Raw genomic sequence first — 13,931 nt, forward strand, 5'->3', positions numbered from 1 at the left:
GACGATGGGCATGGCTTGGGATTTCGAAACCGACCCAGATGTGCAGCGGGAGCTGGACTGGGTCGAGGAGTTCGTCCGCGACGAGGTCGAACCGGTGGACCAGGTGGTCGAGCACGCCTGGAACACCCGCGACCCGCGCCGCAACGCGCTGATCAGACCGCTGCAGGAGCGGGTGCGGGAGCGCGAGCTGTGGGCCTGCCACCTCGGTCCCGAGCTGGGTGGCAAGGGGTACGGGCAGCTGCGATTGGCGCTGCTGAACGAGAAGCTCGGGCGCACGCATTCCGGACCGGTCGTGTTCGGCTGCCAGGCACCGGACTCGGGGAACGCGGAGATCCTCGCCCACTACGGCAGCGACTTCCTGAAGAGGACATACTTGGAGCCCTTGATCGAGGGCTCCATCGTGTCCTCGTTCTCGATGACCGAGCCGCACGGTGGATCCGACCCGACGGGCTTCCGGACCACTGCGGTGCTCGACGGTGACAGCTGGGTGATCAACGGGGAGAAGTGGTTCTCCTCGCACGCGGTGTTCGCCGAGTTCCTCATCGTGATGGCGGTGACCGAGCCGGACGCCCCGCCGCACGAGCGGATGTCGATGTTCGTCGTGCCCGCGGACGCGCCGGGTATCGAACGGGTGCGGGACGTGTCGGTGTGGGGGCACGAGGAGGCCGTCGGGACCCACCAGTACCTGCGGTACACCGATGTCCGCGTGCCTGCGGAGAACCTGCTGGGGCAGCGCGGTGAGGGGTTCGCCGTCGCGCAGACCCGGCTCGGGGGCGGCCGCATCCACCATGCGATGCGCACGGTCGGCCTGGTCCAGCGCGCGTTCGAGCTGATGAAACGCCGCGCGGTGTCGCGCACCACGAAGGGCGCTCGGTTGGCGGACAAGCAGCTGGTGCAGGAGATGATCGCCGATTCCTGGATCCAGATCGAGCAGTTCCGGCTCCTGGTGCTGCGGACGGCGTGGAAGATCGACAAGTTCAACGATTACCGCGCGGTGCGGGCCGACATCGCTGCCGTGAAGGCGGCGATGCCGAAGGTGTTGATGGAGGTCTCGTCCCGAGCTATCCAGATCCACGGCTCGCTGGGCATCTCCAAAGAGCTGCCGTTCGGCAAGTGGGTGATGGAGTCGTTCCACATGGGACTCGCCGACGGTGCCACCGAGGTCCACAAGACCAACCTCGCCAAGGCACTCGTCCGCAGCACCACACCGGACGACGGGCTCTTCCCTCCCTACACCGGACCCGAACTCAATCGGCAGGCGCTCGAACGGTACGCGGAGTTGCTCGCAGAAGCGGACGAGGCCGAACCGGTGGCGGGTGGTGCGGCGTGACCGGTCGAAGGCTGACGCACGACGCGGAGGTCGAGGAGTTCCGCTGTGCCGTCCGGGGCTTCCTGCGCGAGCACGCGGACACCACGGCGGTGTTCGGCGCGATGCGCGAAGAACGTGCCTGGGATACGGCGGTGTGGAGCCGGCTCGTCGGCGAGCTCGGCGTGGTCGGGCTGGACGTGCCGGAGACCTGCGGTGGCGCGGGCGCCGGATTTCGCCCGGTTGCGGTCGTGGCCGAGGAGCTGGGCCGATCCCTGGTCCGACTGCCGTGGTTCGCGAGCGCCGTGCTCGGCGTCGGCGTGCTGCTCCACGCCGAGGGCGCGGAGACCGAGGACCGCAGGACGCAACTGCTGACCGCGTTGGCCGGTGGTGAGCGCACCGCCACGCTGGCCTGGGCGGAAGCCGCTGACCGCCTGGACGCACCGAGCATCGAGGCCTCGGCCGAGCACGATGGCGGCACCTGGCGCGTCACCGGCCGCAAGATCCTCGTCGTCGAAGGCGCCATGACGGACCTGCTGTTCGTCGCGGCCCGCGCGAACGACGGGCTGGCCCTGTTCGTCGTCGAAGGGGACGCACCGGGTGTGGGCCGCACCGCTGACCGCGCGATGGATCCGAACCGCCAACTCGCCACCGTCACCTTCGACGGAGCACCGGCACACCTGGTCAGCGATCCGGGTACGGGCGAGCGGGTGCTCGCGCGCGTGCGCGACCGCGCGGTGACGGCGCTGGCCTGCGAGCAGACCGGCGGTGCGGCGGCGTCCCTCGACCTGGCGGTCGAGCACGCCAAGAACCGCATCCAGTTCGGACGTCCGATCGGGATGCTGCAGGCGATCAAGCATCGCTGCGCCGACATGGCCGTGGAGCTGGAGGCCGCGCGGTCGGCATCGCTGTGGGCGACCGCGGCGGTGGCGGAGGGCTCACCGGAGACCGGGATCGCCGCCGCGACTGCCGCGCTGGCCTGCAGCCGGGCCTATGAATACGTCGCCGCCGAAGCCATCCAGGTGCACGGAGGCATCGGCTTCACCTGGGAGCACCCCGCCCACCTGCACTTCCGCCGGGCGGCCACCAGCGCGGTGCTCTTCGGTGATCGTCGTACCCACCGGGAGAGTCTGTTGACCGGTCTGCGCGTCGACACCGAGTGACCGGTGAAACCCGGCGGCCGATGGAACGCGGGAGGACCGCGCGTCTGCCGCCGATAGGGAGGATCAACGATGACCTCGACCACCAGCGAGACCACGTCTCGGGAGCAGCTGCTCGTCGGCAAGCGAGCCAGCATCGCAGCCGCTGCCGGCACGGCGGTGGAGTACTACGACTTCGCGATCTACGGCTACCTCGCGGTGGTCATCGCACCGGCGTTCTTCCCGTCGAGCAGCGGTGCGGCGAGTCTGCTGTCCACGTTGGCGCTGATCGGAGGCGGGTTCTTCGCCCGTCCGATCGGTGGCTTCGTCTTCAGCCGCCTCGGTGACCGGCTGGGCCGACGACGCGTCCTCCTCATCACCGTGACCATCATGGGCGTGGCGACGTTCGGCGCGGGACTGCTCCCGCCGTTCGCGAGCATCGGTGTCGCCGCACCGCTGTTGCTGGCCGTGCTGCGCGTGGCGCAGGGAATCTCGGCCGGCGGGGAGGTGGGCGGGGCGACCGCGCTGGCCAACGAATCGGCACCACCGAAGTGGCGTGGGCTCTTCGGGTCGGCGACCTCGATCGGCTGTGCGGTCGGCATGTCGTCCGCGTCGATCGTCGTCGGAGTCCTGAGCGTGTTGCTGACCGATGCCCAGATGTCGGCGTGGGGTTGGCGGATCCCGTTCCTGCTCGCCGGGCCGTTGCTGATCGGCTGCTTGCTCTACCGGATCCGGGTGGAGGATTCCCCGCTGTTCAAGGAGATGCTGGCGACCTCCGAACCGGTGAAGTCCCCGGTCGTGGAGGTCATGAGGAACCACCGCCGTGCTCTGCTGCTGACGATCGGCATCGGCTTCGCCCAGCTGACGGCCGGCAGCCTCGCCTCGATCTACATCGTGGTGCACCTGACGAAGGTGCTCGGTTACCAGCTCTCCGGTTCGATGTGGGTGACCGCGATCGTGTCGCTGATGCCGCTGCTGCTCATCCCGTTGGCCGGACGTCTCAGCGACCGGTACGGCAGGCGCGCGGTGCTCCTGTCCGGTTTCGGCGGGTTCGTCGTCCTCGCGGTGCCTTGCTTCGCGCTGATGGAGCTGGGCAGCTATCCGCTCGCCCTCGCGGCGGGTTTGGTCCTCAACGTCCCTTTCGCGGCCGTGCAGGGCGTGGTGTACACGCAGTTCTCCGAGTGGTTCCCCACCCGCGTCCGTCACAGCGGTGTCTCGCTCGGGTTCAACATCGCGGGAGTGATCGGTTCGGGCCCGGTGTCGTTCGTCGCGACGTGGCTGGTGGTTGCCACCCACATGACGATGAGCCCGGCGTTCTACATGGTCGGCAGTGCCGCGGTGGGCTTGGTGATCGTGTGGTTCATCCGGGAGACCTCGCATGACGATCTGAGTGAAGGTGTGGTGAGCGATGTTTGATCTGTTGGTGCTCGGCGGCGGTATCGCCGGCATGACGGCGGCGGCCGCGACGGTCCGCGGTGGCGGCTCGGCGATGGTGGTGGAGAAGGGGCCCTCGCTCGGCGGATCGGGCCAGTACGCGGGATACATCTGGACCGCGCCCGACCACGACGTGATGGACCGGGTGAACCCCGGTGGCGATCCCGGGCTGAAACGGGCGGTGGTGGACGATTTCGACGACGCCGTGGAGTGGATCGGTTCGCTGGGCGTGAGTTGCGGCAAGCGCGTGCCGGTGATCGGCTACGGGCGCGGGCACCGGTTCGACACGGCGCAGTACGTCGACCGCTGCCGGCAGGTGGTGGCGGCGAACGGCGAGATCATCACCGAGGGTTCGGCCCGGCGGCTGCTCCTCGACGACGGCACGGTGCGCGGAGCGGAGGTAGAGCTGGCCGACGGCGTGGTGCGAACGGTGGAGGCGAAGGCGACGCTGCTGGCCACAGGCGGCTTCCAGGCCGACCCCGAGCTGCGCGCCCGGTATCTGCACGAGCAGGCGCGGGACGTCGAGCTGCGGTCGAACCCGTTCAGCAGTGGGGACGGACTGCGGTTGGCCGCCGAGGCGGGTGCGGTGATCGGGTCGGAGGGCGCCGGGTTCTACGGGCACCTGATCCCGTCCGGTGTCTCGCTGGAACCGGAGTTGTTCGTGGACATCACGCTCTACTACAGCGAGCACGCAGCCCTGTTCAACCTGGCGGGTGAGCGGTTCGTGGATGAGACGGCTGCCGATCACCTCACGGCGATGGCGCTGCTGGAACAACCGGAGGCGCGGGGCTTGCTGGTCACCGATTCCCGCGGCTACCGGGAGCGGATCACCGGTGCCTACGTCGAGGGAGGCGACAGCCTCGACAAGTTCGCGCTCGCCCGGTCCCGGGGTGCGCGGTGCGTGGTTGCCGACAGCGTGTCCGATTTCGCCGAGATGCCCGCCGAGTGGGGCTACGACGGCCCCGGGATCGCCGAGGAGCTGGGTCGGCTCGCCAAGGGCGAGTCCGCTCGGCCCGCGCGCGAGTTCGACCCGCGGCCGTTGGACGAACCGCCGTACTACGTCGTGGAGGCGCGGCCCGCGGTGACGTTCCCGTTCACCGGTGTTCGCATTGACCCGCGGGCGCGCGTCCTCGCCGCGGACGGCACGCCGATCCCGGGCCTGCTCGCGGCGGGATCCGACATCGGGGGCCTGTACGAGCGCGCCTACGCCGGAGGGCTGGCGCCGGCGATCGTGTTCGCGCGGCGCGCCGCAGCCGGAGCCCTCGTGAACTGACATCGGTTGGCATCTATGCTGGGTCCCCACCGACGGAGGGAAAGGTGTGGGCGTCGAGACGTTGCGGGAGGCCGACGACGGCCCCCGGTCGAAGCGGGCGGCAATTCTGGGCGCTGCCGTGGAGCATTTCGGTGAGGTCGGTTTCGAGGCCACCAAGTGGTCGGAGATCGCCAAGCACGTCGGCATCGGCCAGACCGCGCTGTACCACTACTTCGAGTCGAAAGCGCATTGCCTGCTGACGGTGATGCGCATCGGTCTGCACAACTCGGACGAGGCGTTCCGCACGGCGACCGCCGACGCTCCGAGCGCGCACGAGGCGCTGCGCCGGGCTGTGCGCAGTGCGTACGACATCTCGGATCTGGAAGTGCGGCAGAACCGCATCCTGCAGGCCAACATCGCGTTGCTGGTCAGCGAGCGCAGCTCGGAGCGGGAGGAGGCCGAACGGCTGGCCTGCCGGCAATTGGTCACCAAGATCGAGCGGAACTGGACGGAGCTGCTCCGCCAGGGGATGGACTCCGGCGAGTTCGCGCGCCGCGATCCGCAGCTGCTGGCGCGCACGCTGCTGGGCACGATCGTCGGCGTGTGGCGCTGGTACCGACCGGGTGGTGAGTCCAGCCTCGACGAGATCTGCGAGCTGGTGACCCATTGCTGCGTGCGCATCGTGACACCGTGACCGCGACCGCGACCGCGCTGCGTGCGCGGCGCGGTCGTCTTCCTCTCGCACGCAGCGGGCCGGTGGCGGTGCGCCCGGGTCGCCGAGCGATCCCGAGAGCTCACCGCTGATGTCCGACCGCCGGTCGACGCAGCCCCACGCGATTGCCGCGTCGCATTCCCCTTGGTTCGATACCGCCGCGATCAGCGACGATCCGGTGCGGTTGCCGCGCGTTGACCTCAAGGTCCGCGCGCTTCCACCTCGTCTTCTGCAACTTCAGCGTTCCGGACGATTTTGAGTCTTGCGGCGAGTTCTGCGGCGCGCTAGCTTCGTTGAAGCGAACTGAATTCAGCTTAGTTGTCGGACGGGCTGGATGATCCCTCCAGCGGCCGAACTCGTTCCGGCTGGTGTACCACCTCGTCAACGGCGACAGGGAGGAACCGCACGTGCTCATCGCAGACTACTTCGCACGGCTGGACGGCCCGGATCCGTTGAGCGGGCTGGAGCTGGTGGACTCCGATATCGAGTTCCTCCTCGCGCTACCGGGCAACGAAGTGTCAGGGCGTGGCCTGGACGATCTCGGCTCCTACATCTCGGGTCGCCCGGCGGTCGGGCGCAAGCACCGCGTTCTCCGGTCCAGCCGGGACCACGAGCTGGAAATGGTCTACGGCGTGGTCGTCGAAGGACCGGAGGAGAAACCCACCGGCTCGTTCGCCTCGGTCGGTGTGGTCTCGCCCGACGGGAAGCTGGCGCGCTACCAGGCGTTCTTCCACCCGACGTTCTCCATGTTCCCCGAGGAGGCGGCATGACGACCACGGCAGGTGCGCCCACCCTGACCCGGTGGTTCGCGCTCATCGACTCCGACCGCCCCGAAGGCATCCTCGACTTGATCGCGCCGGATTTCCGGTTCTCGATCGTGTTCGGCACGGGCGCGGGACAGGCGACGGACTTCGCGGGGGAACGCGAGGCGCTCGAAGGATACCTGCGCCAGCGCGAGAAAGGGGTGCTCACGCACCACGTGGTGTCGGCGAGCGTCAACGGCCATGACGAATTCGTGCTGGGCGAGACCAGGCGCGGCGATGTGTTCGAGTCGACTTTCGTCGCGGCCGCCCGAATCGGATCCGACGGCGAGGTCAGGAATTTGATGATCGGTCGCTCGCCCATGTTGGAGCTGCACGATCCCCGCTGAGCGAGCGCAGAAGTGGAAGGACGAACGCGAACATGTTCAATTTGGCCTTGCTGGCGTCCCGCCCCCCGGAATGGACCCACGAGCAGTTCATCGAGTGGTGGCGGGGCGAACACGCCGAGGTGACGTATCCGCTGCCGGGCCTGCGGGCATGGCGGCACACCGCCATCACCAGCGCGATGGAGCCGCGCTCGGAGGGCTGGGACGGGCTGTCCGTGTTGAGCTTCGATTCGGAGGAGGCGGCGCGCGCGGCGCTGGCCGGCCCCGAGTGGGACGCAGCGGTCCGGCACGTCGGGCGCATGCGGGGCAAGCGGATCGCGGTGTTCGGCGAAGAGCGAGAGATGTTCCTGGGCTGAGTCCCTGAGCCAACGGAGGCGAATTCAATGCGGGAACTGGTGGCCGAACTCGAGTCGAGAGCTGCCACGTCGGCCGCAGGTGGCGATGCGGTCATCGCGGTCGATGCCGACGGAGAGCATTCGCTCGGGGAGTTGCTGCGCGCCGCCGATGAGTTGTCGACCGCGGTGCGCGAGGCCGCCGGACCGCACGCGACGATCTTGGTGCAGGCCGACAACTCCTGGCGAACCGTGGTCGCGGCCCTCGCCGCGGGCAAGCTGGACGGCACCATCGGTCTGCTCAGCCACCACGCCACCCGCGCCGAGTGCGACGCGGCGTGCGAGGACATCGACCCGGCGGTGGTGATCGCCTCGCCGGAATGCCTCGGTGAGTGGTTACCGGATTCCGACGGCCGGCAGGTGCTCGACGGGTGGGGCAGTCGAACGCGGACGGCGAGGCCGGGACCGCGTTGGAACGGCGGCGTGGTGATCGGGCTGACTTCCGGTTCGACCGGCCGCGCCAAGGGCGTGGTGCAATCGGAGACGGCGCTGCGCTACGCCGGGCAGAGCACCATCGATGCGGTCGGCCTCGCCCCCGGTGACTCCGTTGCGGCGCTGGTTCCGCTGTCGTCGGCAGCGGCGTTCTGCTTCGGGCTGTACCTGCCGCTCATGCTCGGCGGCCGGATCGTGTTCCTGGACCGGTGGCACCCGCCGACCGCGCTGAGGCTGATGGCCGAACACGACGTCCGCTGGACGATGTGCGTGCCGACGATGGCCCTGCAGCTGGCGAGCGCGGTGGAGAGCGACCTGCCGCTGCGCGATGTCCGGGCGATGACGATCGGCGGCGGCCCGATGGAGGAGGCGGCGCTCGCGCGCGCGGAGGAGCGCCTGGGCACGCGGATCCTGCGCGTGTTCGGCATGTCCGAGTGCCTGGGACACACGTCGCCGCGACTGGACGACCCCGACGAGACGCGTCTGGGCACCGATGGTCGGCCGTTCCCGGGTACGGACCTGCGCGTGGTCGACCTGGACGGCGCGCCGGTTCCAGCTGCCGAGGTCGGGCGGGCGCAGGTGCGGGGGCCGTCGCTGTTCCTCGGGTACGCGCGCAGCGGAACCGTCGAAGCGCCCGAGCTGACACCGGACGGGTACTTCCCGACCGGAGATCTGATGTCGATTCGGGCCGACGGCGTGGTGTCGGTGCGCGGCCGGGAGAAGGACGTGATCATCCGCGGTGGCCGCAACATCGACATCGTCGAGGTGGAGACGGCCCTCGCCTCGCACCCGGCCGTCGAGCAGCTGTGCATCGTGCCGGTGCCGGACGAGCTCCTGGGCGAGCGGGTCGCCGCGCTGGTCGTGACACCGGATGCCGGTTTCGACCTCGACACCGCGACGGCGTATCTGGACCAGCGCGGGCTGATGAAGGGCAAGTGGCCCGAGTACCTGTTCCGAGTGGGCGAGCTGCCGCTGAACCGGGTTGGCAAGCTGTCGCGGGCGGATGCCGCCCGCATGGCCCGCGAGCTCAGTGAGCGCAGCGCCGTCTGACGGCCGCACGGGAAGAGATCAACGGGCCGTCCTTCGACGCGAGGAACGGCCCGTTGATCTGTCAGGGCTACCTGGCGCTCCAGCCGCCGTCGACGTAGAGCTCCGAACCGGTGGTGTATCCAGCGTCGTCGCTGGCCAGGTGGGCGACCGCGGCGGCGACCTCCTCGGGGCGCCCCAACCTGCCCATCGGCGTGTTGGCGAGCATGGCCCGGTGCCGTTCGCTGCCGTCGAAGCGCTCGTGCAGCTGGTCGGTGCCGATGAATCCGGGCACCACCGCGTTGACGCGGACCCCGCGCTGGGCCCAGTGCAAGGCGGCGTTCGCGGTCATCGAGCGCACGGCTCCCTTCGCGGCGGCGTAGCCGAAGCTGTTGGCCAGCCCGCCTCCGGTGCCGAGGATCGACGCGATGTTGACGATCGAGCCTCCGCCGCTGCGCTCGATCAGCGGTCCGCAGTGCTTCATGCCGAGCCAGGTGCCCCGCTGATCGATGTCGATCACGCGTTCCCAGTGCTGCGCCGTCTCGTTCTCGACGGTGGCCAGGCTGCCGATGCCGGCGTTGTTGACCAGCACGTCAAGGCCTCCGTGCTCGTCCTCCACCGCCGTCGTCACCTCGATCCACCGCTGCTCATCGGCGACGTCGAGCGCGTGGAGCGCCCCTTCGGCGCCGAGGTCGGCGGCCAGCCGTTCGCAAGCGTCGGCGTCGACGTCCGTGATGACCACCCGAGCGCCTTCCTCGATGAGCCTGCGCACGATGGGGACACCGAGCCCACCGGTGGCCCCGGTGACGAGTGCTGTGCTGCGGTCGAGTCGTCTGGTCACATGACCTCCTCAGGAACTGAACTGGAGTCAGTTTAGACGGCCGGGCCGGCTGTTCCCAGCTGTCGACGTCTATACAACTGAATTCAGTTCTGTTAACCTCGGTTTGCTTGAGCGGCCGTGGAGTTCGCAAGCCCGGTGCGCCGGAAGTCCCCAAGCGGCCCCATCCGGTTCGGCCGTCTCGCGTTCTTCAACTTCGTCGTACCTGGAGAAACCATGCCCGAGGCATACATCGTCGAGGCCCTTCGCACGCCGGTCGGTCGTCGTGGTGGCGGGCTCAGCTCCCTCCACCCGAATGATCTCGGCGCGCGCGTTCTGGCCGCGTTGATGGCCAAGACCGGCGTCGATCCGGCCGCGGTCGATGACGTGATCTTCGGGTGCGTCGACCAGATGGGAGCGCAGGCCGGGAACGTAGCCCGGAACGCGTGGCTGGGCGCCGGAATGCCGGAAGCAGTGCCCGCGACCACGATCGACCGTCAGTGCGGGTCTTCTCAGCAGGCGGTCCACTTCGCGGCGCAGGCCGTGATGTCCGGTACCCAGGACCTCGTGATAGCCGGTGGCGTCGAGGTGATGTCGTTAGTGCCGCTCGCGAGCCCGGCCGTCGTCGGCCGGCGCGAGGGGATGGGGTTCCCCTACGGCGGCGACGGTTGGGCGAACCGGTACGGGGACCAGGAGATCTCCCAGTTCCGCGGCGCGGAGCTCATCGCCGAGAAGTGGAACATCTCGCGCGAGGACATGGAGTGGCTGGCCTTCGACAGCCATCAGCGTGCCACCGCGGCCACATCCGATGGTCTGTTCGCCGACGAAGTCGTGCCGGTCGGTGATGCCACCGCGGACGAGGGGCCGCGGCCGGACAGCTCGCTGGAGAAGATGGCTGCGCTGAGGCCCCTCCGCGAGGGCGGTCGACTCACGGCTGCCGTGTCGAGCCAGATCTCCGATGGGGCGTCCGCTCTGCTGATCGCATCGGAGAAAGCGGTCCGGGTTCACGGGCTCACACCGCTGGCGCGGATTCACACCATGGCGGTCGTGGGGTCCGACCCGGTGTTCATGCTCACGGGTCCGATCCCCGCGACGGAGGCGATCCTGGCCAAGGCCGGCCTCAGCATCGACGAGATCGACCTGTTCGAGGTCAACGAGGCGTTCGCCTCGGTTGTCCTGGCCTGGCTGAAGGAGTCCGGAGCCGCTTGGGAGAAGACGAACGTGCTCGGCGGTGCCATCGCGCTGGGGCACCCGCTCGGCGCGACCGGGGCCAGGCTCATGACCACCCTGGTCCACCACTTGGGCCGGACCGGAGGCCGGTACGGCCTGCAGACCATGTGCGAGGGCGGCGGAATGGCGAACGCGATAGTGATCGAACGCATCTGACGGCACAGGAGCGGGTCTGAGATGACCGAGGAGCTGTTCGTCGATCGTCAACGGGGAGCTGGGTTCATGAGGGGGAGCAGTTCGGAGGGGGCACCTGTCACCGTCGAGGTGCGGGATTCGATCGCCCACGTGGTGATGCGACGCGGCGAGCGGGGCAACCCCATTGATCTCGTGATGGCATGCGCGCTCCTGGACGCCGCGCGAGTCTGCCGCCGCGCAAACCCCCGGGTCGTGCTGCTGCGGGGTGAGGGGCACTCGTTCTGCGTCGGAGGGGACCTTCGCGACTTCTCGTCGGTGGATGTCGAGAACCGGCGCGACCACCTGATCTCCGTCACGGACGCCCTGCACGACGCGCTGCGCATCTTCGCGTCGATGGAAGCACCGCTCATCACCGCAGTGCACGGCTCGGTGGCCGGAGCCGGGGTCGGCCTTGCCGCTGCTGCGGATCTGACGATCGCCTCCGCTGATGCGGTGTTCCGACTCGCCTACACCCGAATCGGCTATTCGCCGGACGCCGGTGTGACCTGGTGGCTGCCGCGACTGGTAGGCCCGAAACGTGCCACGGAACTGCTGCTGACGAACCCGCGGATCACTGCGGACGAGGCGGCTGCCATGGGTCTGATCACCCGAGTCACCGATGGCGAGACTCTGATCGACGAGGCTGAGCAGCTCGCCGATCAATTGAGTCATGGCGCGACGGGCGCATTCGGTGCCACGAAACACCTCGTTGCCCAAGGGCTCTGCAGTGGACTCGACGCCCAACTGGACCGCGAGTCCCGGTCGCTGGCTGCAGCGGCGGCATCACCCGAGGGAATCGAGGGCGTGGCCGCTTTTCTCGCGAAACGCTCACCGCGCTTTCCGCATCCGACCGAGGGCTGAGCCGTAGCCCGGCCCCGCTCTCTCCGAGCGGTTACCGCGCCGGTGCGAAAAAGAGCCTCCGCTCACGCCAAATGAACTGAACCAGGCCCTATCGAGCGAAGGGACGCGTGTGAAGACGAATCTGGACAGGGGACCGTGGGCCAGCAGCGGAGTCGAGACGATCCGACCGGACGTGCACCGGATACCGCTGCCGCTGCCCAATGACGGCCTCCGGGCCGTCAACGTCTACGTGCTGGAAGACGGCGACGACCTCATCCTGATCGATGGCGGCTGGGCGATCTCGGAATCACTCCGCGCACTGGAAGTCGGACTGGCCGCGCTCGGCCACGATCTCGGCGAGGTGAGCCACATCCTGGTCACGCACGTGCACCGGGACCACTACACCCAGGCCGTCGAGCTGCGCAGGCTGGTCGGGTCCCGGGTCTACCTGGGCGCTGGTGAGCGCCCGGGACTGGACATGCTGGACGAGGTTCGCACGGACGTTCCGGTCACCTCTCTGGACACCTTGCGGCGGGCAGGCGCCGACCAACTCGCTGAGCGCCTCCTGCGCGAGATGGACTGGAGCGGTTTCGAAGCGAGCGTCTGGGAGAAGCCGGATCACTGGTTGAGGCCCGGGGTGGTCCAATTCGAGCGGCACGCGCTGCGCGTGGTCCCGACGCCCGGTCATACCAGAGGGCATGTGGTGTACCTCGATGAGGAGCGGGGACTGCTGTTCTCCGGTGACCACGTGCTTCCGCACATCACCCCGTCGATCGGCTTCGAGTTGACCACATCCGGTCGGCCGCTCGCGGACTACCTGGACTCGCTGCACCTCATCACGACGTTCGCGGACGCGGAGCTGCTGCCGGCGCACGGACCAGCTGGAGGCAGTGCGCACGCGAGAGCCACCGAACTCCTCGAACATCACGAAACGCGGCTGGAGGACACCCTCAACGTGCTCGGACGCCGCGCAAGCGATGCGTTCACCGCGGCACGGGACCTGATGTGGACCAGGCACGAGGTTCCTTTCGCAGAGCTCAACGCCTTCAACCAGATGCTCGCGGTGAACGAGACAGCCGCGCACCTTGACGTGCTGGCCGAACGTGGACAACTCGCGGTCGAGATCGTGGCGGGGGTGAAGCGGTACGCGCGCACGGACGGCATCGGCGTTCGTGACGTGCGGTGAAGGAATCCCGGCTTCGAACCGTTCTCGAAACGACTTCGACTCAACGTTCCACAGCATCGACATGAAGGAGAGCGGTCTATGACTGCACAGCGGGTTCTGGTGACCGGTGCGGGTAGCGGCATCGGACGAGCAACGGCGGAGTGCTTCGCCCGTGACGGCGCCTCCGTCGTGGTCTGCGACGTGCGAGGCGATGCCGCAGCGGAAGTCGCCGATGCGCTCGGCGATGCATGTGTCGCTGTGCAGTGCGACGTGAGCGACGAAGACAGCGTCGCTCACGCGATGATGGTCGGCGGACAGCGGTTCGGTGGGCTGGACTCGGTCGTCGGCGCGGCCGGCATCGTGATGGGCGGTCCCGCGCACGAGATGTCTTCGGAAGAGTGGCACGACCTCGTTCGAGTCAACCTCACGGGGATGTTCTTCACGGTCAAGCACGCCTTGCGGCACCTGCTCGCGGCCGGTGGCGGCTCCCTGGTGACCGTCGGGTCAGTCGGATCGCTCGTCGCTGCGGGACGCAGCGCCGCCTACGACGCGACGAAGGGCGGCGTCGTACAGCTCACGCGTGGAATCGCGGCGGAGTACGCCGAACACGGGATCCGAGCCAACTGCGTGTGCCCCGGTCATGTCTCGACGAACCTGGCGGCCAACAGCGAGGGCGTCTACGGCGCGTCCGTGACACCGGCCGGCCCCCAGCGGAGAACGATTCCGCCCGTGCCTCGCGCAGGTTCACCGGAGGAGATCGCGAAGGTCATCGCGTTCCTGTGCTCCCCGAGTGCATCGTTCATGACCGGCACCGCCGTCCCCGTCGACGGCGGCTACACGGCCGTCTGATCGGCGTTCATCACGG

The 13,931-nt window shown here is 68.7% G+C and carries 14 protein-coding genes; 13 read left to right on the forward strand and 1 reads right to left on the reverse strand.

Translation table 11 applies throughout. The features are described from left to right. Nucleotides 1-10: 10 nt before the first annotated feature. From QFW96_RS17950 to QFW96_RS17990, 9 genes are all read left to right on the forward strand, one after another. Complete coding sequence (locus QFW96_RS17950; protein WP_281456835.1) at nucleotides 11-1,330, forward strand: acyl-CoA dehydrogenase family protein; 1,320 nt, start codon at nucleotides 11-13, stop codon at nucleotides 1,328-1,330. After that, nucleotides 1,327-2,469, forward strand: coding sequence for an acyl-CoA dehydrogenase family protein (locus tag QFW96_RS17955; RefSeq protein WP_281456836.1), 1,143 nt, complete (start codon nucleotides 1,327-1,329; stop codon nucleotides 2,467-2,469). The genes QFW96_RS17950 and QFW96_RS17955 overlap by 4 nt, the downstream gene beginning before the upstream one ends. 69 nt (nucleotides 2,470-2,538) lie before the next feature. Next, nucleotides 2,539-3,861 carry an MFS transporter gene (locus tag QFW96_RS17960; protein WP_281456837.1) on the forward strand — a complete coding sequence of 441 codons (1,323 nt, stop codon included), beginning with the start codon at nucleotides 2,539-2,541 and terminating at the stop codon, nucleotides 3,859-3,861. Then, nucleotides 3,854-5,152 carry an FAD-dependent oxidoreductase gene (locus QFW96_RS17965; protein ID WP_281456838.1) on the forward strand — a complete coding sequence of 433 codons (1,299 nt, stop codon included), beginning with the start codon at nucleotides 3,854-3,856 and terminating at the stop codon, nucleotides 5,150-5,152. The genes QFW96_RS17960 and QFW96_RS17965 overlap by 8 nt, the downstream gene beginning before the upstream one ends. 46 nt (nucleotides 5,153-5,198) lie before the next feature. Continuing rightward, nucleotides 5,199-5,825 (forward strand): TetR/AcrR family transcriptional regulator, encoded by a 627-nt coding sequence (locus QFW96_RS17970; RefSeq protein ID WP_281456839.1) that lies wholly within the window; start codon nucleotides 5,199-5,201, stop codon nucleotides 5,823-5,825. Nucleotides 5,826-6,250: 425 nt separating this feature from the next. Further along, the gene (locus QFW96_RS17975) at nucleotides 6,251-6,613 is read left to right on the forward strand and encodes a nuclear transport factor 2 family protein (protein WP_281456840.1); all 363 of its coding nucleotides are present in this window, start codon (nucleotides 6,251-6,253) and stop codon (nucleotides 6,611-6,613) included. Then, on the forward strand, nucleotides 6,610-6,993 hold the full coding sequence (locus tag QFW96_RS17980; RefSeq protein WP_281456841.1) for a nuclear transport factor 2 family protein: 384 nt from the start codon (nucleotides 6,610-6,612) through the stop codon (nucleotides 6,991-6,993). The genes QFW96_RS17975 and QFW96_RS17980 overlap by 4 nt, the downstream gene beginning before the upstream one ends. A 32-nt stretch (nucleotides 6,994-7,025) precedes the next feature. Next, the gene (locus QFW96_RS17985; protein ID WP_281456842.1) at nucleotides 7,026-7,346 is read left to right on the forward strand and encodes an EthD family reductase; all 321 of its coding nucleotides are present in this window, start codon (nucleotides 7,026-7,028) and stop codon (nucleotides 7,344-7,346) included. A gap of 27 nt (nucleotides 7,347-7,373) precedes the next feature. Then, nucleotides 7,374-8,864 (forward strand): class I adenylate-forming enzyme family protein, encoded by a 1,491-nt coding sequence (locus QFW96_RS17990; RefSeq protein WP_281456843.1) that lies wholly within the window; start codon nucleotides 7,374-7,376, stop codon nucleotides 8,862-8,864. 67 nt (nucleotides 8,865-8,931) lie between these two features. On the opposite strand, the gene QFW96_RS17995 is transcribed toward QFW96_RS17990, so the two are convergent. Beyond that, nucleotides 8,932-9,681, reverse strand: coding sequence for an SDR family NAD(P)-dependent oxidoreductase (locus tag QFW96_RS17995; RefSeq protein ID WP_281456844.1), 750 nt, complete (start codon nucleotides 9,679-9,681; stop codon nucleotides 8,932-8,934). Between the two features lie 213 nt (nucleotides 9,682-9,894). Here QFW96_RS17995 and QFW96_RS18000 point away from each other — a divergent pair, with 213 nt between their 5' ends. From QFW96_RS18000 to QFW96_RS18015, 4 genes are all read left to right on the forward strand, one after another. Then, complete coding sequence (locus QFW96_RS18000) at nucleotides 9,895-11,043, forward strand: acetyl-CoA C-acetyltransferase (RefSeq protein ID WP_281456936.1); 1,149 nt, start codon at nucleotides 9,895-9,897, stop codon at nucleotides 11,041-11,043. Nucleotides 11,044-11,064: 21 nt separating this feature from the next. Continuing rightward, nucleotides 11,065-11,922 carry an enoyl-CoA hydratase/isomerase family protein gene (locus QFW96_RS18005; RefSeq protein ID WP_281456845.1) on the forward strand — a complete coding sequence of 286 codons (858 nt, stop codon included), beginning with the start codon at nucleotides 11,065-11,067 and terminating at the stop codon, nucleotides 11,920-11,922. Between the two features lie 109 nt (nucleotides 11,923-12,031). After that, entirely contained in the window at nucleotides 12,032-13,087 is a 1,056-nt protein-coding gene (locus tag QFW96_RS18010) for an MBL fold metallo-hydrolase (protein WP_281456846.1), read from the forward strand. Between the two features lie 78 nt (nucleotides 13,088-13,165). Further along, a complete protein-coding gene (locus QFW96_RS18015; RefSeq protein WP_281456847.1) occupies nucleotides 13,166-13,915 on the forward strand; it encodes an SDR family NAD(P)-dependent oxidoreductase in 750 nt (249 codons plus the stop codon). The last annotated feature ends 16 nt before the right edge of the window (nucleotides 13,916-13,931 follow it).

The organism is Saccharopolyspora ipomoeae, from assembly GCF_029952525.1.
GTDB classification, from domain to species: domain Bacteria; phylum Actinomycetota; class Actinomycetes; order Mycobacteriales; family Pseudonocardiaceae; genus Saccharopolyspora; species Saccharopolyspora ipomoeae.

Bases quoted from the DNA above. Each gene is read 5' to 3' on its own strand.
- QFW96_RS17950 (WP_281456835.1), top strand. From the start codon at position 11: ATGGCTTGGGATTTCGAAACCGACCCAGATGTGCAGCGGGAGCTGGAC.
- QFW96_RS17960 (WP_281456837.1), top strand. From the start codon at position 2,539: ATGACCTCGACCACCAGCGAGACCACGTCTCGGGAGCAGCTGCTCGTC.
- QFW96_RS17965 (WP_281456838.1), top strand. From the start codon at position 3,854: ATGTTTGATCTGTTGGTGCTCGGCGGCGGTATCGCCGGCATGACGGCG.
- QFW96_RS17980 (WP_281456841.1), top strand. From the start codon at position 6,610: ATGACGACCACGGCAGGTGCGCCCACCCTGACCCGGTGGTTCGCGCTC.
- QFW96_RS17985 (WP_281456842.1), top strand. From the start codon at position 7,026: ATGTTCAATTTGGCCTTGCTGGCGTCCCGCCCCCCGGAATGGACCCAC.
- QFW96_RS17990 (WP_281456843.1), top strand. From the start codon at position 7,374: ATGCGGGAACTGGTGGCCGAACTCGAGTCGAGAGCTGCCACGTCGGCC.
- QFW96_RS18000 (WP_281456936.1), top strand. From the start codon at position 9,895: ATGCCCGAGGCATACATCGTCGAGGCCCTTCGCACGCCGGTCGGTCGT.
- QFW96_RS18005 (WP_281456845.1), top strand. From the start codon at position 11,065: ATGACCGAGGAGCTGTTCGTCGATCGTCAACGGGGAGCTGGGTTCATG.
- QFW96_RS18015 (WP_281456847.1), top strand. From the start codon at position 13,166: ATGACTGCACAGCGGGTTCTGGTGACCGGTGCGGGTAGCGGCATCGGA.